The sequence below is a fragment of the Halorubrum sp. LN27 genome (assembly GCF_016635065.1).
GTDB classification, from domain to species: Archaea; Halobacteriota; Halobacteria; order Halobacteriales; family Haloferacaceae; genus Halorubrum; species Halorubrum salipaludis.
Genome location: NZ_JAEPET010000001.1, coordinates 2,356,592 through 2,380,048, shown reverse-complemented (window position 1 = coordinate 2,380,048; position 23,457 = coordinate 2,356,592). Strand labels below are relative to the sequence as shown.

Genomic DNA, 23,457 nt, shown 5'->3' with positions numbered 1-23,457 from the left:
TATAATATACTTCTGGTCAAAGAAAAAGATTAGACTAATCTAATTTTCGCGCGGTCGTTCGGTCAGGAGGCGTTTTCCGGCCGCTCCGTCGCCTTGACCGCCGCCCGGCTCTCTCTCCGATCGCCGACACGACTTTGTCCCCCGGCGAGGACGGATACGTCGATGGCGGACACCTCCACGCGCGAGCGGTTCAGACGGAACGCGAGCGGCATCGCCTCGACGGTGGTGACGGGGACGTGGCTCGCCGCGCTGCTGCTCGGGTTCGACTGGTGGCTCGGATTCATGCTGTTCGGCTACATCGTGATCGTCCCGGTGGTCTCGATGCTATTCGACGAAGAGGAGGAGTCGGAGTGGGTCGACGACGACCCGTCGACGGAGTGGGAGACGAACCGGGAGACTGGGCGCGAGCGCGGACGAGAGGGGGGACGGAGCCCGATCGGGGACCGCAGCGGCGACCGGGAGCCCGGAGACACAGCCGACGCGCTCGACCGACTCCGGGCCCGGTACGCCGAGGGCGACCTCACCGACGAGCAGTTCGAGCGGAAGCTCGACCGGCTGTTAGAGACGGAGACGCCGGAAGACGCCGCCGAGTACGCGGATCGAGCTCGCGCGGAGCGCGAGGCGAGTGACGCCGGCGGGGACACCAACCGGGTCGTCGACCGCGACGCCGAACGGGAACGGGATCTGTAGGCCCTCCGCGAGGCACGCGATTCGCGCTGTCCGGGCCCGAACCTCAAGCTTCAATGCGCGCGGCCGACTCCACCGTGTATGAGCGACCAAGAGCTTCGCAAGGAAGCGCACGACCTCGACGTCACCGTCTGGGTCGGGAAGAAGGGCGTCGACGCGGTCGTCGACGAGACGGCCGACCAGCTCGACGACGCCAAGCTCGTGAAGGTGAAGTTCCTCCGCGCCGCGCGGGGCGGGACCACGACCGACGAGCTCGCCGCGGAACTGGCCGAGGCGGTCGACGCCGAGCTGATCGAGACGCGCGGGAACACGGCGGTGCTGCACTGATGGGCGCTCCCGCGGGGGCGCTCGGGACCGTCGCGGTCGCGGGCACGCTGGAGCCGCTCCTCGGCCCGCTGACCGGGATCGTCGTCGACGCCGCGATCTTCCTGGTCGTCGTCGTCGCGGCGTACGTGCTTCATAAGGCGGTCATCGCGCCGCTCGCCGGGCGGGTGTTCGACAGGCAGGGGCTCGACGAGCACGCCCGGCGCCCGCTCCAGAAGATCGTCGCGTTCGTCGTGCTGTTCGCGGGGGTCACGGTCGCGTTCGGCGCCGCGGGGTATCAGGGGTTCCTGCGGTCGCTGGCGACGATCGCCGCCGCGGCGACGCTGGCGATCGGCTTCGCGCTCCAAGACGTGATCAAGAACTTCGTCGCGGGCGTGTTCATCTACACGGACAAGCCGTTCCGCATCGGCGACTGGATCGAGTGGAAAGGGAACTCCGGGATCGTGGAGGACATCTCCCTCCGGGTCACCCGCGTGCGCACGTTCGACAACGAGCTGCTCACGGTGCCGAACCACGCCCTGACGAGCGACGTGGTGAAGAACCCGGTCGCGAAGAAGACGCTCCGCCTGAAGTTCGTCTTCGGGATCGACTACGAGGACGACGTGGAGCGGGCGACCGAGATCATCGTCGAGGAGGCCGAGCAGAGCGACGCGATCTTGGACGACCCCGAGCCCTCGGTGCGGCTGACCGAGCTCGCCGACTCGTACGTGGGGCTGCAGTCGCGGATCTGGATCGACGACCCCTCGCGGGCCGACTTCGTGAAGGCGCGCGCGGACTACGTGAAGGCGGTCAAACAGCGGTTCGACGAGGAGGACATCACGATCCCGTTCCCGCAGCGCACCGTCTCGGGACGGGACGCGTGGGAAGAGCCGGCGTCGTTCGGCGGCGACGCGTAGACGGGCCCACCCGAGTCCGCCGGGACCGCCGGGCGCGCCTGCGGCGCGTCCGGATCCTCGCTAGCGATAGTAACGAACTTCAGGGTCCGGTCTCTGGTTGGGCCCATGCACGTGGTCATCATCGGGGCCGGCGAGGTCGGGACCAGCATCGCTGCGAGCCTCGCGTCGGACCACGAGGTCGTCGTCGTCGACGTCGACCCGGACCGCGCGGAACAGCTCAAGTACGAGCTCGACGTGCTCACGATCGCCGGCGACGGGACCACCTCGGAGATCCAGACGGCTGCCGACGTCGGACGGGCGGACATGGTCATCGCCTGCACCGACAACGACCAGACGAACCTCGTCGCCTGCGGGACCGCGAAGACGCTCGGCGAGGGGTTCACGATCGCCCGCGTGAAGAGCACGGACTTCCTCCGCACGTGGGAGGGCAACGAGGGCGCCTTCGGCGTCGACTTCATGGTGTGTACTGATCTCCTGACCGCGGAGAACATCGTCCGGGTCATCGGGCTCCCCGCCGCCATCGACGTCGACCCGTTCGCGAGCGGGCTCGTCCAGATGGCCGAGTTCGAGATCGCCGAGGGGAGCCCCGTCGCCGGACAGACCGTCTCGGAGGCCGACCGCTTCGAGTCGCTCACGTTCGTCGGCCTGTTCCGCGACGGGGAGATGACGATCCCCCGCGGCGACACCGGGATCGCGGTCGGGGACCGCGCGGTCGTGATCGGGAGCCCGGAGAGCGTCCAGTCGTTCGCGACCGACGTGGCGCCGGAGACGACCCCCGACCGCGCCGACGAGATCGTCGTCGTCGGGGGCAGTGAGATCGGCTACCAGACCGCCCGACTGCTGGAGGAGCGCGACTTCAAGCCGCGCCTGATAGAGCGCGACGCCGACCGCGCGCGGTGGCTCGCGGAGAACCTCCCGAAGACGGTCGTGATGGAACACGACGCGACCGACACCGAGTTCCTCTCCCGCGAACACGTCGACGACGCCGACATCCTCGTCACCGCGCTCAGCTCCGACGAGAAGAACCTGCTCGTCTCGGTGCTCGCAAAGCGGCTCGGCGTCGATCGGGTGATCGCGGTGGTCGACAGCCCGGACTACGTCACCGTCTTCGAGGAGATCGGGATCGACATCGCGATCAACCCGCGCACCGTCACCGCCGAGGAGATCACGCGGTTCACCTACGAGAGCGTCGCCGAGAACATCGCCGTCCTGGAGAACGACCAGGCCGAGGTCCTCGAGCTCGAACTCACCGAGGGCTGCGGGCTCACCGGCCGCCCGATCTCGGAGATCGTCGCCGAAAGCGACGCGCGGTTCGTCATCGGGGCGATCACCCGCAACCACAGGCTGGTCACCCCTCGCGGGGACACCGTGCTCCAAGCCGGCGACCACGTCATCCTGCTCGCGGAGTCGGACGCCATCGGCAAGATCACCTCCATGGCGTGAGCAGTCCGTGACCACTGCGATCCGAGTCGGCTGGCGCGCGAGCGTGGGGCTCACCGGAGACGTCCTCGCGGCGCTCTCCGTCCCTCTGGCCTTTCCGCTGCTCGTCGCCGTGTACTACGGCGAGTCGCCGCTGCCGTTCCTCGCGGCGATCGCGGTCTCGCTCGCCCTCGGCGCGGCGTTCCGGTCGGTCCGGGACCCGACGGCGAACCTCGGCCCCCGCGAGGCGTTCCTCGCGGTCGCGATGATCTGGTTCCTCGTCGCCGCGGTCGGCGCGATCCCGTTCGTCGTCGCCGGGGTCGGAACGGTCGCGCACCCCGTCAACGCGATGTTCGAGTCGATGAGCGGGCTGACCACGACCGGGGCGACCGTGCTCGTCGACTTCTCAGTCCACTCCCGATCGGTGTTGATGTGGCGGCAGGTGATCCAGTGGCTCGGCGGGCTCGGAATCTTAATCCTGGCGACCGCGGTGCTCTCCGAGCTCGGGGTCGGCGGCGCACAGCTCATGGAGACGGAGTCACAGACCCAGGACGTCAACAAGCTCACGCCGAAGATCTCGCGGACGGCCCAGCTCATCTGGGGGATCTACGTCGGACTCACGGCGCTCGCGGTCGTCGTGTACTTCGGGCTCGGGCTCGCCGTCGACCCGCAGATGGACCTGTACAACGCGGTCGCCCACGCGTTTACGTCGGTCGCGACGGCCGGCTTCTCGCCGGAGCCGCTCTCCGTCGGCGCGTTCCACCCGCTCATCCAGTGGGCGGTCGTCCCCTTCATGGTGATCGGCTCGACCAGCTTCGTCCTCATCTACTTCGCCATCAACGGCGAGCCGATGCGCCTGTTGAAGAACGAGGAGTTTCACTTCTACCTCGGTGCGATGGGGACGCTCGCGTCGATCGTCGCGCTCGGCCTGTTCCTCGACCCCGCCACCACGTTCGGCGCTGAGGGGACGATCCGCCACGCCGTGTTCAACGTCGCGTCGATCGTGACGACGACCGGGTACGCCAGCACCGACTACGTGCTGTGGGCGCCCGCGGCGAAGCACATGCTGTTCATGGGGATGTTCATCGGCGGGATGGTCGGGTCGACCACCTGCTCGATCAAGTCGCTGCGGTGGCTGGTCGCGCTGAAGTCGTTCCGGCGGAACCTCTTCACCGCGATCCATCCCGAGGCGGTGCGCCCGGTCCGTATCTCAGGGAAAACTGTCGACGAGGCGGCGATCCGGGACATCTACGCGTACCTCCTGTTGAGCATCGTCATCTTCTTCCTGCTCGCCGTGGTCATCGTCGTCGACGCCGAGCGCGCCGACCTCCAGGTCACCGAGTTCGAGGCGCTGGGGGCGGCGGCGACCACGTTCCTCAACATCGGCCCGGCCTTCGGCGACGCCGGCCCCTACGGCACCTTTGCGAGCTTCTCGATGAGCACCCGGGCCGTGATGGTCGTCCTGATGTGGATCGGGCGGATCGAGATCATCCCGGTGCTCGTGCTGTTCACGAGGGCGTTCTGGACGTCGTGACGGCGACCGCGTCCGCCACCCCTTCGACAGTTTAATACAGCGAACGGGCGACTCCCATACCGATCGAACAACTATGTCGTGGGGCGTGAACTGGAAGGCGAGCGTGGGGCTTCTCGGGGTCGGGATCAAGTACCTCGCCGTCACGATGCTGGTGCCGCTCCTCGTGGCGCTGGCGTACGGCGAAGATATCTGGGTGTTCCTCGTCTCGATGGCGCTCGTCGCCGCGGTCGGGTTCGCGGTCGAGCGGGTCGATCCGGATCCGGACCTCGGCCCCAGAGAGGCGCTGTTGTTCGTCTCGCTCGCCTGGCTCGCCGCCGCGGTGATCGGCACCGTCCCGTACCTGCTCGCCGGGTACGGAACGGCGTCGACGGTCGGACTGCACACCGGGTCGTTCGGCGCGCTCGCCGGCGGGATCGTCAACGCGCTGTTCGAGTCCATGAGCGGGTTCACCACCACGGGCGCCACGGTCCTCGGCGAGATCAGCACGGACCGTCACTCCCACGCCCTGATGATGTGGCGGCAGCTCACCCAGTGGCTCGGCGGGATGGGGATCATCGTCCTGATGATCGCCATCCTCCCGGAGGTCGCCGTCAACGGCGCACAGCTGATGGAGTCGGAGGCGCCCGGTCCGGAGCTCCAGAAGCTCACGCCCAAGATCGCCGAGACGGCCCGGGCGCTCTGGCTGATCTACTTCGGGTTCACCGTTCTCTACATCGCGATCCTCTACGGGCTCCACCTCGTCGGAATGGCGCCGAACATGGACCTGTTCAACGCCGTCGCGCACGGCTTCACAACCCTTCCGACGGGCGGGTTCTCGCCCGAGGCCGACAGCATTGCCGCGTTCTCCGCGGCGGTTCAGTGGGTCGTGATCCCCTTCATGGTGGTCGCCGGCGTCAACTTCGCGCTGTTCTGGCACGTGTTACGCGGCGAGGTGGAGGTCATGCTTAAGAACGCCGAGTTCCGCGCCTACGCCGGCGCGCTGGCGGTCGTGACGGCCCTCCTCGCGGTGGTCCTGTTCCGCGGTGCGGCGCCCGCGATCGAACTCGGCGGGGCGACGCAGGGCGTCGCCGAGAACTCGCTCCGGCAGGCCGCGTTCCAGATCGGCTCGCTGTTGAACTCGACCGGGTACGCGACCGCCGACTTCGCGCAGTGGGACACGCACGCGCAGGTGATCCTCTTGTTCGCGATGTTCATCGGGGGCTCCGCCGGGTCGACGGGCGGTGGCGTCAAGATCGTCAGGTGGCTCATCGTGGGGAAGGCGATCCGCCGGGAGCTGTTCACCTCGGCGCACCCGGACGTCGTCCAACCGATCCGACTCAGCGGGAGCGTCGTCGACGAGGACGCGATCCGGGGGATCATGGCCTTCACGCTCCTGTACGTCGTGTTGTTCGCGCTGTCGGCGGTGTTCATCTCCCTCGACACGGCCCGGATCGGCGAGCAGCTGACGGTGCTCGAAGCGATCAGCGCCTCGCTGGCGACGATCGGGAACATCGGACCCGGGTTCGGCCGGCTCGGCCCGTTCGGGAACTACGAGTTCTTCTCGAACGCGTCGAAACTGCTGATGATCTTCCTGATGTGGGTCGGGCGGCTGGAGATCGTCCCGGTGCTCGCGGTATTCATCTCGGCGATCGACACTCGGTAACTGCGGTTCCGGAGCCCGATTCGGCGGCCGTGAGTGGCCGAGGACGCTTCTCGAACCCGCCACGCCACTGAACTGGTAGAGCGCATATTCTTAACCGGTCGGGGGGATACTGATCGGTATGACGAGCATCGACGAGACCGACGGTCAGGACCTGCTCGGCCACGTGCTCCTCCCGGTCGCTCACGAGGAGGACGCCCTGGAGACGGCGATGGCGCTCGAACCCTACGGCCCGGAGCGCGTGACCGCGCTCCACGTGGTCGAGAAGGGCGGCGGCGTCCCGGACAAGACGCCCGTCGAGCAGTCCGAGGAGCTGGCGACGGAGTCGTACGCCGCGGTTCGGCGGGTGTTTCCCGACGCCGACGAACACACCGCGTATGCCCGAGACGTGGTTGGCGCAATCCTCGACGCCGCCGAGGAGGTCGACGCCAGCGCGATCGCCTATCGGTCCCGCGGCGGGAACCGGCTCATGCAGTTCCTCTCCGGCGACCTGTCGGCGAAGCTCGTGACGAACGCGACCGTCCCGGTCGTGGCCCTCCCCCGCGCGGAGGCGGACGAATGAGCGACCGGCGACCGGGCGAGTCTCTGCCGCCCGAGCGCTGACGAGGCGGGGAATGACCGAGACCGACGCCGGACCGACGGTTCTCGTCGCGCTCTCGAACCCGCGGACCGAGGGCGCGCTTATCACGCTCGCCGGCGCGATCGCGCAGCAGAAGGGCGGACGCGTGCTCGCGATCCACGTCGTCACCGTCCCCGACCAGACCTCGCTTGAGAGGGCGGCCGAGGACCGGGAGAAGCTCGACGCCTCCTCCGAGGAGCTGCTCGCCGCCGCCGCGTCCGACGCGGAGGCGTTCGACGTGCCGATCGAGACGAAGACGATCCTCTCGCACCGCGGGATCGAGGAGGTGTTCGACGCCGCGCGAACGAACGACGCCGACACCGTCGTGATGGGCTACGGCGGGACCCGGTTCGCCGGCGGGCGCGTCGAGGGCTCGCTCGACGAGCTCACCCACGACCTCCCGTGCGACTTCCTCGTCTTGGACGGCCAGCGGCTGGACCTCTCGGACGTGCTCGTGCCGACCGCCGGCGGCCCGTCCTCCGACCTCTCCGCGGAGGTCGCGAAAGCCCTCCGGGACACGGCCGGCGCCGACGTGTCGCTGCTGTACGTCGCCGACGCGGGAGAAGCGGAGGCCGGCCGGGAGTTCCTCTCTGGCTGGGCCGAGGGTCACGGGCTGGGCGACGCGACGCTCCGGATCGAGACCGGCGACGTCGAGCGGACGATCGGCCGGCTCGGATCGGAGTACGACCTCGTGATCGTCGGCGCGACCGAGCGCGGGCTCCTGTCTCGGATCGTCCGGGGGTCGCTCGCGTTCTCCACGATAGAGCGCCTCGACACGCCGGTGCTGCTCTCGGAGCGGCCGTCCTCGCGGTCGCTCCGCGAACGCCTGTTCGGCGGGCGCTGACGGAGAGGTCGCTCTCCCGCGCCGAGGGACACAGCGGTAGGCTTTCGGTGGTCGATTTTGAATGGCCGACAAATGTATCTGATCGTCGTCGGCGCGGGCGACATCGGCACGCCGCTCGTCGAGCTCGCGACCGCGGGCGGCAACGAGGTCGTCGTCATCGAGCGCGACGAGGAGCGGGCCGAGCGGGCCTCGCGGCAGTACGACTGTCTGGTCATCAACGACGACGCGACCTCGAAGGAGACCCTACAGGACGCGGGCGCCGACCGCGCCGACGCGCTCATCTCGACGACCGACCAGGACGCGGCGAACATCATGGTCTGTCTGCTCGCACAGGAGCTGTCGATCCCGAACGTCGTCTCGGTCGTCCACAACCCCGAGCACATGAGCGTGTTCGAGCAGATCGGCGTCAACACGATGCAGAACCCCCAGAGCCTGATCGCGGAGTACCTCTACCGGGCGGTGAGCCGGCCGTCGATCGTCGACTTCATGCACATCGGCGAGGAGGCGGAGGTGTTCGAGATCACCGTGGGTTCCGACGCTCCGATCGCGAACATGACCCTGCGCGAGGCGGACGAGGCGGACCTCCTCGGGGGGCAGACCCTGATCGTCGCGATCGAGCGCAACGGGGAAGGCGAGCCGATCACGCCGCGGGGGAACACGCGCATCGAACCGGGCGACCTCCTCACGGTCTACTCCGGTATCGGCGCGGTCCCCGACGTGACGGACGTGTTCGGTCACGCCGAGGACGCCGACTGAGATGTCCGATCGAAACGCCGGTCGGATTCCCTCGGATCTGGGGGTCATCGCGCGCGACGTCGGGTCGCTGCTGCTGATGGAGGCCGGGCTGATGACGATCACGACCCTCGTCGCGCTCGGCTTCCGGGAGTTTCACGCCGCGGCGGCGTTCTTCCTCGCGGGCGGCATTACCGCCGCGGTCGGCGGCGTCGCCACCCGGCGGTTCGCCGACGCGCCGGAGCCGAAGATGAAACACGGGATGGTCATCGCGGCGGGCGGCTGGCTCATGGTCGCCGTGTTCGGGGCGATCCCGCTGTTCCTGACCGCGTGGCTGACCCCGCCGGCCGCGATGGACGCGTTCGTCCCGGCGGCGGCGGACGCGGGGTCGTGGGAGGCGATCGAGGTCGGCGGCACGACGACGCTGTCCAGCCTGGCGTACTTCCGGAACCCCTTGCACGCCGTCTTCGAGAGCATGAGCGGCTGGACGGGGAGCGGCCTGACGATGGCGATTCACGAGCCGTCGCTCCCGCGGGCGGTCCAGTGGTGGCGCTCGTTCATCCAGTGGGTCGGCGGCGTCGGCGTCATCGTGTTGACCGTCTCGATCCTCTCTCGCCCCGGCAGCGGGAGCTACGCGCTGTACCGGAGCGAGGCCCGCGAACAGAAGATCCACCCGAGCGTCGTCTCGACGGTGCGGACGGTCTGGAAGCTCGTCGTGGCGCACACGCTGTTGGCGTTCGGCCTGTTGTTCGCCGCGATCCGCGGCAGCGAGAGCGAGTACGCCGCGTCGCTGTCGGTCGGCGAGACCGCGTGGCAGGCGCTCAACCACGCCATGACGGGGCTGACGACGGGGGGGTTCTCCGTCACGGACAACTCGATCGCGACGTACAACTCGCCGCTGGTCGAGACCGCGCTGCTCCCGATCATGGTCCTCGGCGCGATCGCCTTCCCGATCCACTACGTCGTGCTCCGCGACCGGCGGGTCCGGGAACTGGTGGCCGACCTCCAGACCCGGTGGCTGTTCGCGCTACTCGCCGTCGGCGTCGCGGTGTTGTCGATCCAGAACGCGGCGTCGGTCCCTGCGACGACCGACGCGTTCTCGACCGAGCCGTTCCTCCCGCTGTCGGCGTCGCTCCTCGACGCGGCCCAGCTCGACGCGGTCCGGGACTCGACGTTCCAGTGGATCAGCGCGCTGACCTGCACCGGGTTCCAGTCGGCGCCGATCGGGCGCTGGGTCGCGGGCGGCAAGGTCATGCTCGTGGGGGCGATGGTGGTCGGTGGCGCCGCCGGGTCGACGGTCGGCGGGATCAAGATAATCCGCGCGTATACGGTCGCACGCGGGATCGCGTGGCAGTTCTCTCGCGTGTTCCTCCCGAAGAACGCGGTCGTCACCGCGCGGCTCGGAGACCGCACTCTGGACCGGACGGCGATGGAACGCGAGTTCGGGGAGGCCGCGATCGTCACCCTGCTGTGGATCGTCGCGCTGGGAATCAGTAGCGTCGTCCTCGTCAACCTCGCCGGACCGGGGTTCGGCTACGCCGACGCGCTGTTCGAGGTCGCGAGCGCGCAGGGGAACGTCGGGCTCTCGACCGGGATCACCGGCCCGTCGATGCCGCCGCTGGCCGAGGGAATGTTCGTCCTCAACATGTGGATCGGGCGGTTGGAGATCATCCCGGTGCTCGTGTTCGCCCGAGCGGCGATATACGGGCTGAACCCGTGAACTCACCGTAACGACGGGTCTCGGCCTAAGACCCGGAGGCGGCGCGGCCGGTCGCCGCGCTCAGTCGTCGTCGACGTTCACCCGGCCGATGAACGACCAGTGCGTCTCGCGGGTCGCGTCGGGGAGGGTCTCCTCGGTGACGTGGTAGAGATACGGTCCGTGCGGACAGTCGTCGCAGCCCTCCTCGCAGTGGTGCTGTTTCACGACCTCGGTGTACCCCTCGTGTTCGACGACGCGGAGAACGTCGTCGCTGGGCTCGGGGTCGATCGGGAACTCCGTCGCCTCATGCGACTGGAGCAGTTCCCGGGCGAAGACGATCGCGTTCCGCAGCTCGTCCGGCGACAGGTCCTCTAACTCGGCGGCGACGCCGTCGGGGAGCGCCTCCGGCGGATCGCGGCTCCGTGAGGTGTCGGTCATGAGTCCGCGTTCGCTCCGGAGGCAATTAATAACTCCGCGGGCCGCGGAGCGCCGTCGGAGGCGAGGCGGATCGGAACCGATCGATGTCGGTGAGACGCCGGGAGTCGACGAGGAATCGGGCGGATCCTCCAAAATATAATGAATATTTATACAGCACCGACGGGTACTCGGAGCCATGTACGACGACGACGACCTCGCCGCGATCCGCGAGGCCAAGGAGTCGTGGGAGGCGGAGACGCTCGACCCGACCCTCGACCGGCACGGCGAGCGGAACGAGCGGTTCGCGACGGTGTCGAACCGCGAGGTCGACCGCTTATATACGCCCGCCGACGTGGCCGACGTCGACTACGAGGAGGATCTGGGGTTCCCGGGCGAGGAGCCGTACACGCGCGGCGTCTACCCGACGATGCACCGCGGGCGGACGTGGACGATGCGGCAGTTCGCGGGGTTCGGCACCGCCGAGGAGACGAACGAGCGGTTCCACTACCTGATCGACGAGGGCCAGACCGGGCTCTCGACCGCCTTCGATATGCCCTCGCTGATGGGGCTCGACTCCGACGACCCGATGTCGCTCGGCGAGGTCGGCAAGGAGGGCGTCGCCGTCGACACCCTCCGGGACATGGAGGTGCTGTTCGACGGCATCGACGTGGGCGAGGTGTCGACCTCGTTCACGATCAACCCGAGCGCGCCCGTGATCTACGCGATGTACGTCGCCATCGCGGACCAGCAGGGCGTCCCGCGCGAGGAGCTCCGGGGGACCCTGCAGAACGACATGCTCAAGGAGTTCATCGCGCAGAAGGAGTGGGTGATCCCGCCGGAGCCCTCCCTCGATCTCGTGACGGACACGATCGAGTTCGCGGTCGACGAGACGCCGAAGTTCAAACCGATCTCGGTGTCGGGCTACCACATCCGCGAGGCCGGCTCGACCGCGGTCCAGGAGCTCGCCTTTACCCTCGCCGACGGGTTCGCGTACGTCGAGGACTGCCTCGACCGGGGGCTCGACGTCGACGCGTTCGCCCCGCAGCTCTCCTTCTTCTTCAACTCGCACAACTCCATCTTCGAGGAGGTGGCGAAGTTCCGCGCCGCCCGCCGGATCTACGCCCGGATCATGGACGAGTGGTACGACGCCGAGGCCGACGCCTCCAAGCAACTCAAGTTCCACACCCAGACCGCGGGCCAGTCGCTGACGGCCCAGCAACCCCTCAACAACGTCGTCCGCGTCACGATCCAGGCGCTTGCGGGCGTGCTCGGCGGCACCCAGAGCCTCCACACTAACTCCTTCGACGAGGCGCTGGCGCTCCCCTCCGAGCAGGCGGTGCGGGTCGCGCTCCGGACCCAGCAGATCATCGCCGAGGAGTCGGGCGCGGCCGACATCGTCGACCCCCTCGGCGGCTCGTTCGCGGTGGAGGCGCTCACGGACGAGGTCGAGGAAGAGGCCGTGGCGTACATCGAGGAGATCCGGGACATGGGCGACGGCTCGGTCCGCGACGGGGTGCTCCGCGGGATCGAGGAGGGGTACTTCCACCGCGAGATCCAGGAGGCCTCCTACGAGTACCAGGAGCGCGTCGACGACGGCGAGGAGACCGTCGTCGGCGTCAACGCCTACCAGATCGACAAGGAGACGGAGCCCGACCTGCTCCGCGTCGACGAGACCACCCGGGAGCGCCAGCTCGACCGGCTGGAGTCGGTGAAGGCGGAGCGCGACGACGACGCGGTCGAGGCGGCCCTCGACGACCTCCGCGACGCGGTCGACGCCGACGAGAACGTGATGCCGGCGATCGTCGCGGCGGTGAAGGAGTACGCCACGATGGGCGAGATCATGGCGGTGTTCGAGGCGGAGTACGGCACCTACCGCGAGCGGATCGGGGTCGCGTGATCCGAAGGACGGGAGCGGAAACCGAGGAAACCGAGGAAACCGAAGAACCCGGACGAACCGAGGGACCCGGGCGAACCGAGCCAACCGCCGACCGACGCGCCGACCCCGTTTCGGGCGGTCGAACCCGCCGGGCGAGACGAGACGGCCGCCTCAGACGCCGTCGACCGCCCGCGCCGACTCCGCGCACCACGCGTTACCACGGCGACCGGTCGATCGGAGCTCGAGCTCGACGATCGAACCGCTGTCGAGGTCCGAGAGCTCCGCCTCCACGTCCGGGTCGTCGTACTCGACGACGTGCAGCGTCTCGTTTCGGGGATATTCACGGAGCGTGACCGCCCCGTGGTCGTTGCACGGTTTGACGACGGTGTACTTCCCGGTTCGATTCATCACGTCGTGACAATACGTGTCGGTATGATATAATATTTATGTGGGTTGCTAACACGGCTGTCTGCGGCGCGCGCAAGCGGGGAGTTTTAACCCGACCGTCGCCAGGTACGGCCATGACGGAGACGGAGATCCCAGAGGACCACCCGCGTTACGCGTCGCTCGTGACGCGCCACCGGATCGAGGCGGGCGTCGAGAAGGGGATCACCTCGAAGCAGGGGCTCATCGCGCAGGGCCGCGGCGAGGCGTTCGACTACCTCCTCGGCGAGCGGACGCTCCCGAGCGCGGACCGCGCCGCGCGCGCGGCCGCCGCCGCCCTCCTGCTCGCCGACCGCCCGGTGCTTTCGGTGAACGGCAACGTCGCGGCGCTCGCCCCCGGGGAGACCGTCGAGCTCGCCGAGGCGGTCGACGCCGACGTCGAGGTGAACCTCTTCAACCACACCGACGAGCGGGTCCGCCGGATCGCCGACCACCTCCGCGAGCACGGCGCCGACGAGGTGAAGGGGTTCGCGGGCGACGGCGAGATTCCCGGGTTGGACCACGCCCGCGGGACCGTCGACGCCGACGGGATCGAGGCGGCCGACGTGGTCGTCGTCCCGCTAGAGGACGGCGACCGCGCCGAGGCGCTCGACGCGATGGGGAAGACGGAGGTCGTGATCGACCTGAACCCCGGCAGCCGGTCGCCGCGCACCGCCGACATCCCGATCATCGACAACCTGATCCGAGCCGTGCCGAACGTCACGGCCCACGCGCGCGACCTCGCCGACGCGTCCGCCGCGGCGCGTCGCGAAGCGATCGACTCGTTCGACGCCGCCGAGGCGCTCGCCGAGGCGGAGGCCGCCATCCGGGAGGGCTCCTTCGAGCTGCCCGACGATTCGGTCCCGGACGACGGGATCCCCGGAGACACGTCTGCTCGCTGACGGATTCCGGGGTGTCGGCGGCGGAAGTGCAAAGTTGGCTGGCAGCGTATAGCGCACATGGAACTCGACGAGACGGACCGCGCGATCCTCCGGATCCTCCAAGAGGACGCCAGAACCCCCTTCTCCGAGGTCGCGCGCCGCATCGACATGTCCAGCGCGACCGTCCACGACCGGGTGAACCGTATGGAGGAGGCCGGCGTCATCGAGGGGTATCACGCGTCGGTCGACCCCAAGGCGGTCGGCTACGGGGTCAGCGCATTCGTCGGCCTCCGGGTCGAGCAGGGGCGCGAGGAGGACGCCTTAGAGCGGCTCCGAGAGATCGACGGCGTCTGCGAGATCCACCTGACCACGGGCGAGTGGGACGTGATCCTCAAGGTCGTCGCGGCGGACACGGACAGCCTCCGCGAGCTGATGTTCGAGAGCGTCGCGGAGATGGAGGGGTTCTCCCGGTCGCAGACGATGATCATCCTCGGCACCGACTACGAGGCCGACGGGCCCCCGGTGTGACCGCCCCGGACCGAGCGCGGCGCGACGGCGCGGGACCGGAACCCTCAATTCGGGGACCCTCCCAACGGAGACCATGAGCACACGGGTCGAAGGGCGGTTCGGACTGTCGCCGGAGCGCGCGTGGGCGGCGGTCGTCGGCGCGGTCACGGCGCTTCTCGCGGTCGGGTCCGTCGTCTTCCCGCGGATCGTGTACGACCGGTTCCTGTGGCGGTACTTCTGGGGGCCGGTCGCGGCCGACGGACAGGGCGCGCAGTGCGCCGTCCGCGACGCGAGCGGGACCGAGCTGCTCGGGAGCTCGTCGGCGTGTTCGGCGGCCCTCGAGGCCGGCGAGGTCGTCGCCGAGCCGGGGTACACCACGGTCTCGACCGTGAGCTACGTCGTGATCCTGCTGGCGATGCTGATCGGCGTGGTCTTCCTCCTCCGCCGGCTGGAGATCGGCACCGAGCTGCGGTTCTTCTACGCGCTGTTCCCGTTCATGCTGCTCGGCGGCGCCCTCCGCACCGTCGAGGACGCGGGGATCGCCGCGATGCGGGCCGGCGTGGAACCGCTGATCCCCTTCCCGGCGAGCGCGCTGCTTATCAGCCCGTTCATCTACTTCACCGTCTTCGGCGTGACGCTCGCCTGCGTCCTCGCGGCGTACGCGCTCGCGGACCGAGGCGTGACCGACGACTACGCCCGTCCCCTGTTCGCGATGGGCGCCGTCGCGCTCGCCGTCGCGTTCGGCTACCTCTCGTACCTCTCGGCGGCGACCGACTACGTGCAGTTCTACCCGATCGTCCTCGCCCTGACGCTGGGTATCGCGACCGCGGCGACCGCGGTCACGTGGAAGCTCGCGACCGCGTCCGTCCCCGAGGTCCGACAGGGGACCGGCGCCGCGGGGATCGTCATCATCTGGGGCCACGCGATCGACGGGGTCGCCAACGTCATCGGGCTCAACTGGATGCCGGCGCTGACGGGGACGGCGAACCTCGTCCCGAAGCACGTCGTCAACGCGCTGATCGTCGACTGGACGGCGCGGCTGCTCCCGGGGTCGATCGTCTCGGTCACGGGGGACGCGTGGCCGTTCCTGCTGGTGAAGCTCGCCGCGGCGACGTTCGTCGTCTGGGTGTTCAACGGCGAGATGTTCGACGAGTCGCCGCGCTACACGCTGCTGTTGCTCATCACGGTGCTCGCGGTCGGGCTCGGTCCGGGGACCCGAGACATGCTGCGCGCGACCTTCGGGATCTGACGGGCCGGACGACTCGCGGCTCAGGTCCGCGCGGCTGTCACATCCCCATGTCGGCCGCGGCCTCGGGAACCGGGAGGTCGCCGACGGCGACGCCGAGCAGCTCCGCGGCGTGGTCGAGCGCCATGTCGAAGCCGTAGTACCGCTCTAGCTCGTCGCCGGTCGGTCCCGGGCGGACCTTCAACATCGCGTAGCCGTCGACGTTCTGGGCGACCGTCGCCTCCCGGCCGTCGACCGAAAACGTCAGGCGTCGCTCGCCGTCGGTCTCCTCGTAGCGCGCGTCGATCGCGTTCCCCTCGCCTCCCGCCGTGTCGCTCATACGCACGCTATGCGCCGGCCCCTGTCGAATCTGTCGGTCGGCGGGAGCGCCGTCGACCGGCCGGTCGACTTCGCCTCCCTACCGGGGGTCCCACCCGTGGAACTCGGTCCCCGGCTCCAGTTCGAGGTCGAACGCGTCGATGATCCCGCCGAGCGCCTCGTACCCGCTCGCGGCCGCGGCGATCCCGACGAGCGTCTCGTCGTCGTACCGCGCGGCGGCCTCGTCGTGGACGACCGCGTCGACATCGCCGCGGACGACCGCGAGCGCGTACTCGACGAGGGCCGTCTCGTCGCCGTCGAGGGGACCGCGGTCGTCGGCCCCGAGCGCGGCGATGACCTCGTCGTCGATTCCGACCCCGCGGGCGATGTTGACGTGCTGGTGCCACTCGTAGCGGTTCGTCGTCTCGCGGGCGACCGCGAGGATCACCAGCTCCCGCTCGCGGTCCGAGAGCCCGCTGTCGGTCCACAGCGAGCCGAGGAACGAGCGCAGCCCCGCGAGCACTGCGGGGTTGTTGCCGATCGACTGGTAGACGTGCAGTGGCTTGCCCTGCAGCGACGACTCCAGTAGCTCCTCGTACTCGTCCGGCACGTCCGACGCCTCGACGTAGGGAACGCGGGCCATGGTCGAGAGTCTCCGCCCGCGGCCATAGGTTTGTGTGACTCGGTAGCGTTCGCCGCGACCGGCCGGGACGGGTCCGCCGCGGCGTGGCGTCGCGCAGATGGCAAGCTTAAGGGACGGCACGTCCCTACCGGCGACAATGAGTACCGACGTGTCGCGACGACGGGCGTGGCTGATCGCGGCGCGCCCGCAGACGCTCCCCGCGGCGGCGGCGCCGGTGATCGTCGGCGTCGGCCTCGCGGTTCGAAACGGGGTGTTCGCCCCGCTTCCGGCGCTCGCGGCGCTCGTCGGCGCGGCGCTGATCCAGGTCGGCACCAACTTCGCGAACGACTACTACGACGCGATCCAGGGCGCGGACACCGACGACCGCGAGGGGTTCACCCGCGTCGTCGCCAGCGGGCTCATCGAGCCGGGAGAGGTGAAGCGAGCGATGTGGCTCACCTTCGCGGCCGCGATCCTCGTTGGGACCTCCCTCGTGTACGTGGGCGGCGTCCCGATCCTCGTGATCGGACTCGCCTCGGTCGCGGCCGGGATCGCGTACACCGGAGGCCCCTACCCGCTCGGCTACCACGGGCTCGGCGACCTGTTCGTCTTCGTCTTCTTCGGCGTGATCGCCGTCACGGGCACCTACTACGTGCAGGCCGTCGCGCTCGCGGGCGGGGCGTTCCCCCTGTGGATTCCGGCGGGGACGGTGACCCTCTCGGCCGTCATCGCGAGCCTCCCGATCGCGGCGCTGTCGACGAACATCCTCGTCGTCAACAACGTCCGCGACTTAGAGGAGGACGCGCAGACGGGGAAACGCACCCTCGCGGTCCGGTTCGGCTACCGGTTCTCGCGGATCCAGTTCCTCGCGCTACTCGCGCTCGCGTACCTCACCCCCCTCTGGTTTTTCGCCCGGGGGGACGGGCCGGCCGTGCTCCTCCCGCTCGTGACGCTCCCGCTCGCGGCCGGCGTGACGCGCACCGTATTGACTGAGACCGCCGGCGACGCCCTCAACCCGGCGCTCGAATCGACCGGGAAGCTGCTCGCGGCGTACGCGGTCGCGTTCGCCGTCGGCCTCGCGGTGTGACCCGTGCGGCTCAGCCCCTTCTCGCTCGGACTGACGAGCCCCCTCGAAACCGCCCGGGGCCCCATCGAGCGGCGCGAGGGGTTCCTCGTCGCCGTCGGCCCCGACTCCGACGCCGGATCGGTCCCCGCCCGCGGCCTCGGCGAGGCCACGCCGCTCCCCGGCTGGACCGAGTCTCGGGCGGCCTGCGAGGCGGCGCTTCGCGGGGTCGACGGCGGAGGCGACGACGGCGAGCCGATCGCGCCGGACGCGCTCGACCGGCTCGATCCCGTCGACACGCCCGCCGCGCGCCACGGCCTCGCGCTCGCGCTCGCGGACGCGACCGCCCGAGACGCCGGAGACGCGCTCGCCGAACGGCTCGCCCGGGCCGAGGGGCTCCCGGCGCCCGCCGAGACGGTTCCGGTCAACGCGACGATCGGTGACGGCGACCCGGAAGCCGCCGTCGACGCGGCCGAGCGCGCGGTCGAGCGGGGGTTCGACTGCCTGAAGGTGAAGGTAGGCGCGCGCGACCTCGACGACGACATCGAGCGCCTCTGGGCGGTCCGCCGGGCGGTCGGCGGCGGGGTCGCGCTGCGGGCCGACGCCAACGGCGCGTGGGACCGGGAGACTGCCCGGTCGGCGGTCGAGCGACTGGCGCCGCTCAATCTGGCGTACCTCGAACAGCCCCTCCCGGCCGACGACCTCGACGGGGCGGCCGCGCTCCGAGAACGGCAGACCGAGGTGCCGATCGCCCTCGACGAGTCGCTCGCGAGCCGCGGGCTCGACGCGGCCCTCGACGCCGGCGCGGCCGACGCCGTCGTCCTGAAGCCGATGGCGCTGGGGGGCCCGGACCGGGCGCTGGCGGCGGCGCGGCGAGCGCGGGAGGCCGGCGTCGAGCCGGTGATCACCACCACGATCGACGCCGTCGTCGCGCGCACCGCGGCGGTCCACGTCGCCGCCGCAGTCCCCGAGATCGCGCCCTGCGGTCTCGCGACCGGGTCGCTGCTCGACGCCGACCTCGCTCCGGACCCCTGTCCGGTCTCGGCGGGGAGCGTGACGGTGCCTGACGGTCCCGGCCTGGCCGGCGACGCGTTCGGGGACCTGCCGTAGCTCAGGAGCGGCGGGGTACGGGGTCCACCCGGCTCACTCGACGACCTCGATCCGACCCTCCATCCCGCGCGTCTGATGCGGCGTGCAGACGTACTCGAAGGCCCCGGACTCCGCGAACGCGTGCTTGAAGGCGTGGCCCTCCTCGCCGGTGAGTTCGGACTCGAAGGCGCCGCCCTTGTCGACGACGTTGTGCGCGCCGCCCGCGCCCGTCCACTCCCAACGGACCGTCGTTCCGGCGTCGACGACGAGGTTCGCGGGCGCGAAGGCGAACCCCGCGTCGGCGCCGACGGCGACGGTCACTCGCTCCTCGCCCGTCCGGTCGATCGGGTCCGGCTCTCCCTCCTCGTCGCCGCCGGGGACGACGGCGTCGGCACAGCCCGCGAGCGCCGCGGCGGCGACGGTCCCCACCCCTGCGAGCGCCTCGCGGCGCGTTCGGTCGATCATACCGGATCGAGGCGGCGGGCGGTATAAATCCCCTCGCGAACGGCGGCGGGGGGAACGGGTACAGAGCCGGACCGGCCGTCGTGCGGGTGGACCGTCGGCGGGCGGACCGTCGTCCAACCGGACCGACGTACGAGGGAAGGTGCTTTTACCGCCACCGCCGAAGGTGGGCGTATGAGCGAATGGACCGACGCGATCGTCGGCGAGCGCATGACCGTCGACAACCAGTTCAACGACCGAGTGTCGGCCTCGCGGTTCTCCAGCCAGGAGTGGGGGCTGATCATGACCGCGACCGAGTTCGAGATCGAGGACGCCGGCGACCCCGAAGAGGCGCGGATCGTCGCCGACACCTCCAACCTTCCCGCGATCATGCCGGAGCTCGAGAACGTCCGGTCGCAGGTCGCGGCGATGGGGGGCGCTCCCGGCGGCGACGGCGGGAAGGGGGGATCCGGCGGCGGGCTCGTCGACTCGATCAAGGGCGCGCTCGGCCTCGGCGGCGGAAACGACGGTCCCTCGGACGAGGAGCTCGACGCGGCCGAGCGGCTCGTCCAGGAGTACGCCGACGAGCTGCAGGCGCACTTAGAGGAGGTCGCCAAGTGGGAACAGGTGCGGGTCGCGTATCAGGAGTGAGGCGGGTCTGCGGGGCGACGGGTGCGGCGCTCGACGCCGATCCGACGCCTCACTCGACGTCGCTCCCGCGGAACAGCGTCAGCTCCTCGGCCTCGTAGATGTTGATGAGTTCGCTGACGATCTCGTCGTACTCCTCGTCGTCGAGCCGGAGCGCGTCCAGCCGCTCGACCGTCTCCTCGTCGAGGTGTATCTGGGGCATAGAAGGGGGTTCGTCGGCGGGGGAAATAAAAGCCCGCTGTCGTTTTTTAAGTACGACGCGATAACGGCCGTGCTACTCGAACCGATGCTTCTCGACGGTATCGATCGACCTGTCGTCTCGGGAGAGGTATTCGCGAGCCATCCGTTCGATGTCGGCCTCGCTATCGACGTCCTCCGGTAACAGGAGGCGGCCGTTGAGCTGGACGATCGAGTCGCCCTGATTGAGCAGTTCGAGAAGGGACGAAGAGTCGAGGACTGCCTCTCCCGTATGCAGTGTTCCGGATAGTTCCTCCTTTGACTGAAACTCGTCAAACAACTGCTTTAGTTCGCCCCCGATCCGTCCCGATAGCGAGAGAACAGATCCGTATGTGATATTGTGTCGGTTGGCCGATCGCGACCACGTTCGATACACCGGCATCGCAGGATGACTATGCGAGGCTATCTCGATGCCCGGATCGCCCACCATCCGCGTTTGAGTCGCGGCACTAACACCCGACAAGGCGACGCTCGGACCTATCGAGACACCGGACGACAACAGCCCGATTAGCGATCGAAATAGCTCCGGATCGAGCGGCGTCTCGGTGAGAACTGACGACAGTCCCCCGTTCTCGACGACGGAGATTCCGAATTCCTGATCCTCGACTCCCTCGAAGACGACGAGCGCTGGTGCTCCACCGAGCCCGTCGAGCGAGACCGTTCCGTCCGCAGCGACGATCCGACCGTCTTCGACCGGCAGGCCGCAGTACGCGATGTCGACCTCCGGATCGGTGAGGTTTGCCAGAAGGGTATTCGCGTCGGGGTTGGCTATCAGCTCCCACGAGCCGATTTTGTCCGGGACCGCCGGATCGGAGAGCGCACGGCGCAGACTCTCTGAACGCTCCGCGGAACCGGTTACGGCGATGACGCGGATTTCACCACGGGCCGTCGTCGTTCTCGTGAGTCGGTTCTCGTAGCCGTCAGGGACCAGCACCGCCGTTCCGGCCGGAGACGGAACCTCGTCCGGTGAGGGAACTGCCTCGGAGGTCGAGCCATCGTCGTTCCGGCTGATCCACGGTGACGTACCGAGCGCGACGGGTGCGTCCACTATCGGATCGCCCGATCCCCGGATACGAACCGGAGCGAGCACGTGCGCGAGATGCGGGAGGAGATCCGCGGCCTCGCGAACCGGTTGGAGCACCGCCTCGGTCGGCCACGCGGGCGCGTACGGAGCGACGGTCTCAGGATCGACTTCGAGGTACTCCATCAACCGCTCGCTCATCGACCTGTCGGCCAGGTTCGGCGGGTAAAACGGGAGCTTCGCCCCCACCAGTTCGTACTCGTATCGGTCGGACTTGACGTACCCGTCCGTCCGCGCCAGCGTGTCGAGGAAGAACCACGTCCGGAGTAGTTCCTCGACGCGCTCTTCGAGCGCGACGCCCTCACTCGGAAGCGACTCGACGTAGCCGGTGTCGAGTCGGATCGCCGGCGAGTCGCCGACGACCACCTCTGCGCCGAGGTAGTACGCGAGCGTAGAGAGCCGGTACACGTCGGCGTACGTGGGGCGCACGACTACCTCAATGCCGGTGTCAGGACCGACGAGCGGGCTCGGAATGTCGAGTTCTTCTCCGAGCCGGATCCGGGGCGGATACCCGCGGAGCGTCGGCCACGAGCGCTCGGGGGTGAACTCCTTGATCGAGGAGCCGAACACCGACACCGCCTCGGCGAGCGCGGCCGGATCGTCGGGGACCGTGATCGTCGCCTCCGGGCGAGTGTGCAGCGATCGCGCACCGACCGTGACGGTGGTCGGGCGATCGAAGGTCAGCTCGCCGAACTCCGACTCGGTTATTCCCGTCGCGGAGATCGCCGCGTCTTGTATCCGCACGACGACCTTCACCGGTCCGTTAACGTCGAAGTAGTACGTTTCCCGGTGGAACTCTATCGAATCGTCGAGCTGGGCGAAGAACTCACCCTCAGCATCCCGAACGGTCACTGTGTTCTGTTCCAGAATGGACATTCCTCCGGCCTCGAAGCTAACCGCGCGATCGACGGGGACGTGAAACAGCTCCGGCAGCGCCGGCCGCGGCTCCGGCTCCCGGTCGAAACGGAGCGGAAACTCCTCGCCCTCCAAGGCGTCGCGAATACGCAGCGTCCGCCCGTCCGTCTCGAACCCGATTCGGCCGTCGATCGCGTCGTCAGTCACGGCCTTCTGATAATCCGACAACAGTTATGAGGTTGTCGGTCATTCCCGAGATTCGCCGATTCTGCCGCCGTACGACCGGATTTCACCGCCTCGTGTTAACAAGCGTGACAGCAACTTTAACATGCGACACACGTGACACGCGGACATGGATCAGCGGGTCGAAACCGCTCTCGGCGAGGCGTTTCCGGACCGCTCCGTCGACCGGACGTTCGGGGTCGGCCCCTCGTGGAACGGCGCCAACGAGACGGTCGGCGTCGCCTTCGCCGACGGGGGGCGCGCGTTCTGTAAGGTCGCCGCCGACGGCGACGGGAGCCGGATCGCCCGCGAGCTGGCCGTGCTCCGGTACCTCGGCGCGGAGCGGTCGGTCGCGGGGCCGGCGGTGCTCGCCGGCGACCCGGACGCGTCGGTGCCGTACCTCGTCACCGCGCCCGTGCCAGGCCGCGAGCTGCTCGGCGTCTGGGAGGACGCGGGGGATGAACGGCGCGAGGCGCTGCTCCGACGCGTCGGCGCGACGCTCGCGGCCCTCCACGCGGAGCGCTTCGACCGCCACGCGGAGATCGTCGGGGGGCGCGTGGGCGAGGACGGCGCGCCGTCTCTCGCCCTCGACCCGGCCCCGTGGCCGGACGTGCTCCGCGCGACGATCGAGCGCACCCGCGAGATCGGCACCTCGGAGCGGCTGGCTGACCACTACGACGCCGCGTTCGACTGCGTCGAGGCGAACCGCGACCGGCTGGAGGGCGCCCCAGCCGCGCTGCTTCACGGGGACGTGGCCAAGCCGAACCTGTTCGTGGCCGACGAGGGCGAGGCGGGGGGCTCCCACGGCCGCGGCGACGACGCCGGCCCAGACGGGGTCGTCCCGATCGACTGGGAGCTCGCGCACGTCGGCGACCCCGCCCGCGATCTGGTCCGCGCGGAGGACCAGCTGTTAAACGGGTTCGACAGCAGGGGGCCGGAGCGGTACGCGGACGCCCTCTATCGGGGGTACCGCGACCGCGCCGGCGGGCTTCCGCCGGGGTTCGCGGAGCGGCGTCCGGTGTACGAGGTCGTCCGGATGCTGGGGCGCTCGGGCTTTATCGACCAGTGGACGACGTACCTCGACGAGCCGCTGGAGTCGCTCGTCGATCGGGCCGACGCCGAACTTCGAGCCCGGCTGGACGCGGTCTGATCGGCGACA

Annotated in this window: 26 protein-coding genes; 19 read left to right on the top strand and 7 right to left on the bottom strand. The window is 69.3% G+C overall.

Annotation, left to right across the window (positions count from 1 at the left end):
- The first annotated feature begins 162 nt into the window (after positions 1–162).
- From JIN95_RS11585 to JIN95_RS11540, 10 genes are all read left to right on the top strand, one after another.
- The gene (locus JIN95_RS11585; RefSeq protein ID WP_095636020.1) at positions 163–690 is read left to right on the top strand and encodes an SHOCT domain-containing protein; all 528 of its coding nucleotides are present in this window, start codon (positions 163–165) and stop codon (positions 688–690) included.
- Between the two features lie 78 nt (positions 691–768).
- Positions 769–1,014 carry a YhbY family RNA-binding protein gene (locus JIN95_RS11580; RefSeq protein WP_095636021.1) on the top strand — a complete coding sequence of 82 codons (246 nt, stop codon included), beginning with the start codon at positions 769–771 and terminating at the stop codon, positions 1,012–1,014.
- Positions 1,014–1,907, top strand: a complete 894-nt coding sequence (locus JIN95_RS11575) for a mechanosensitive ion channel family protein (protein ID WP_200531547.1) — start codon at positions 1,014–1,016, stop codon at positions 1,905–1,907. The genes JIN95_RS11580 and JIN95_RS11575 overlap by 1 nt, the downstream gene beginning before the upstream one ends.
- Before the next feature lie 105 nt (positions 1,908–2,012).
- Complete coding sequence (trkA, locus tag JIN95_RS11570) at positions 2,013–3,350, top strand: Trk system potassium transporter TrkA (protein WP_200531546.1); 1,338 nt, start codon at positions 2,013–2,015, stop codon at positions 3,348–3,350.
- Positions 3,351–3,357: 7 nt separating this feature from the next.
- Complete coding sequence (locus tag JIN95_RS11565; protein WP_200531545.1) at positions 3,358–4,860, top strand: TrkH family potassium uptake protein; 1,503 nt, start codon at positions 3,358–3,360, stop codon at positions 4,858–4,860.
- A gap of 73 nt (positions 4,861–4,933) precedes the next feature.
- Positions 4,934–6,502: a TrkH family potassium uptake protein gene (locus tag JIN95_RS11560; protein ID WP_200531544.1), complete on the top strand. Its 1,569-nt coding sequence runs from the start codon at positions 4,934–4,936 to the stop codon at positions 6,500–6,502.
- A 118-nt stretch (positions 6,503–6,620) separates the two neighbouring features.
- Positions 6,621–7,061, top strand: coding sequence for a universal stress protein (locus tag JIN95_RS11555; protein ID WP_095636026.1), 441 nt, complete (start codon positions 6,621–6,623; stop codon positions 7,059–7,061).
- Between the two features lie 52 nt (positions 7,062–7,113).
- Positions 7,114–7,962, top strand: a complete 849-nt coding sequence (locus tag JIN95_RS11550; protein WP_200531543.1) for a universal stress protein — start codon at positions 7,114–7,116, stop codon at positions 7,960–7,962.
- A gap of 72 nt (positions 7,963–8,034) precedes the next feature.
- Positions 8,035–8,718 carry a TrkA family potassium uptake protein gene (locus JIN95_RS11545; protein WP_200531542.1) on the top strand — a complete coding sequence of 228 codons (684 nt, stop codon included), beginning with the start codon at positions 8,035–8,037 and terminating at the stop codon, positions 8,716–8,718.
- A 1-nt stretch (position 8,719) separates the two neighbouring features.
- A complete protein-coding gene (locus JIN95_RS11540; RefSeq protein ID WP_200531541.1) occupies positions 8,720–10,414 on the top strand; it encodes a potassium transporter TrkG in 1,695 nt (564 codons plus the stop codon).
- A gap of 60 nt (positions 10,415–10,474) precedes the next feature.
- Here the strand turns inward: JIN95_RS11540 and JIN95_RS11535 are convergent, their stop codons facing one another.
- Positions 10,475–10,831, bottom strand: a complete 357-nt coding sequence (locus JIN95_RS11535) for a hypothetical protein (protein ID WP_095636030.1) — start codon at positions 10,829–10,831, stop codon at positions 10,475–10,477.
- 175 nt (positions 10,832–11,006) lie between these two features.
- Between JIN95_RS11535 and JIN95_RS11530 the strand changes: the two genes are divergently transcribed.
- The gene (locus tag JIN95_RS11530; protein ID WP_200531540.1) at positions 11,007–12,707 is read left to right on the top strand and encodes a methylmalonyl-CoA mutase family protein; all 1,701 of its coding nucleotides are present in this window, start codon (positions 11,007–11,009) and stop codon (positions 12,705–12,707) included.
- 150 nt (positions 12,708–12,857) lie between these two features.
- Here JIN95_RS11530 and JIN95_RS11525 read toward each other — a convergent pair whose 3' ends face one another.
- Positions 12,858–13,094, bottom strand: coding sequence for a hypothetical protein (locus JIN95_RS11525; RefSeq protein WP_095636032.1), 237 nt, complete (start codon positions 13,092–13,094; stop codon positions 12,858–12,860).
- Between the two features lie 113 nt (positions 13,095–13,207).
- Between JIN95_RS11525 and JIN95_RS11520 the strand changes: the two genes are divergently transcribed.
- From JIN95_RS11520 to JIN95_RS11510, 3 genes are all read left to right on the top strand, one after another.
- Positions 13,208–14,011: a 4-phosphopantoate--beta-alanine ligase gene (locus JIN95_RS11520; RefSeq protein WP_095636033.1), complete on the top strand. Its 804-nt coding sequence runs from the start codon at positions 13,208–13,210 to the stop codon at positions 14,009–14,011.
- 57 nt (positions 14,012–14,068) lie between these two features.
- Positions 14,069–14,518, top strand: coding sequence for an Lrp/AsnC family transcriptional regulator (locus tag JIN95_RS11515; protein ID WP_095636034.1), 450 nt, complete (start codon positions 14,069–14,071; stop codon positions 14,516–14,518).
- 73 nt (positions 14,519–14,591) lie between these two features.
- A complete protein-coding gene (locus JIN95_RS11510; RefSeq protein ID WP_095636035.1) occupies positions 14,592–15,746 on the top strand; it encodes a DUF63 family protein in 1,155 nt (384 codons plus the stop codon).
- Positions 15,747–15,783: 37 nt separating this feature from the next.
- Here JIN95_RS11510 and JIN95_RS11505 read toward each other — a convergent pair whose 3' ends face one another.
- Complete coding sequence (locus tag JIN95_RS11505) at positions 15,784–16,062, bottom strand: hypothetical protein (protein ID WP_095636036.1); 279 nt, start codon at positions 16,060–16,062, stop codon at positions 15,784–15,786.
- 78 nt (positions 16,063–16,140) lie between these two features.
- On the bottom strand, positions 16,141–16,683 hold the full coding sequence (locus JIN95_RS11500) for a carboxymuconolactone decarboxylase family protein (RefSeq protein WP_200531539.1): 543 nt from the start codon (positions 16,681–16,683) through the stop codon (positions 16,141–16,143).
- 136 nt (positions 16,684–16,819) lie between these two features.
- Here JIN95_RS11500 and JIN95_RS11495 point away from each other — a divergent pair, with 136 nt between their 5' ends.
- Both JIN95_RS11495 and JIN95_RS11490 read left to right on the top strand, forming a co-directional pair.
- Complete coding sequence (locus tag JIN95_RS11495; RefSeq protein ID WP_200531538.1) at positions 16,820–17,749, top strand: 1,4-dihydroxy-2-naphthoate polyprenyltransferase; 930 nt, start codon at positions 16,820–16,822, stop codon at positions 17,747–17,749.
- A 3-nt stretch (positions 17,750–17,752) separates the two neighbouring features.
- The gene (locus JIN95_RS11490) at positions 17,753–18,835 is read left to right on the top strand and encodes an enolase C-terminal domain-like protein (RefSeq protein WP_200531537.1); all 1,083 of its coding nucleotides are present in this window, start codon (positions 17,753–17,755) and stop codon (positions 18,833–18,835) included.
- A 33-nt stretch (positions 18,836–18,868) separates the two neighbouring features.
- Here the strand turns inward: JIN95_RS11490 and JIN95_RS11485 are convergent, their stop codons facing one another.
- Positions 18,869–19,279 (bottom strand): halocyanin domain-containing protein, encoded by a 411-nt coding sequence (locus JIN95_RS11485; RefSeq protein WP_200531536.1) that lies wholly within the window; start codon positions 19,277–19,279, stop codon positions 18,869–18,871.
- 171 nt (positions 19,280–19,450) lie between these two features.
- Here JIN95_RS11485 and JIN95_RS11480 point away from each other — a divergent pair, with 171 nt between their 5' ends.
- Positions 19,451–19,906, top strand: coding sequence for a DUF5799 family protein (locus JIN95_RS11480; RefSeq protein WP_200531535.1), 456 nt, complete (start codon positions 19,451–19,453; stop codon positions 19,904–19,906).
- Positions 19,907–19,955: 49 nt separating this feature from the next.
- Here JIN95_RS11480 and JIN95_RS11475 read toward each other — a convergent pair whose 3' ends face one another.
- Both JIN95_RS11475 and JIN95_RS11470 read right to left on the bottom strand, forming a co-directional pair.
- On the bottom strand, positions 19,956–20,105 hold the full coding sequence (locus JIN95_RS11475) for a hypothetical protein (RefSeq protein ID WP_198951492.1): 150 nt from the start codon (positions 20,103–20,105) through the stop codon (positions 19,956–19,958).
- A 72-nt stretch (positions 20,106–20,177) separates the two neighbouring features.
- Complete coding sequence (locus JIN95_RS11470; RefSeq protein WP_321169264.1) at positions 20,178–21,587, bottom strand: hypothetical protein; 1,410 nt, start codon at positions 21,585–21,587, stop codon at positions 20,178–20,180.
- A gap of 366 nt (positions 21,588–21,953) precedes the next feature.
- On the opposite strand from JIN95_RS11470, the gene JIN95_RS16490 reads away from it, so the two are divergent.
- Together JIN95_RS16490 and JIN95_RS11465 are read left to right on the top strand one after the other, a co-directional pair.
- Complete coding sequence (locus JIN95_RS16490) at positions 21,954–22,313, top strand: hypothetical protein (RefSeq protein WP_321169263.1); 360 nt, start codon at positions 21,954–21,956, stop codon at positions 22,311–22,313.
- A 115-nt stretch (positions 22,314–22,428) separates the two neighbouring features.
- Complete coding sequence (locus JIN95_RS11465; protein WP_200531533.1) at positions 22,429–23,448, top strand: aminoglycoside phosphotransferase family protein; 1,020 nt, start codon at positions 22,429–22,431, stop codon at positions 23,446–23,448.
- Positions 23,449–23,457 lie beyond the last annotated feature (9 nt).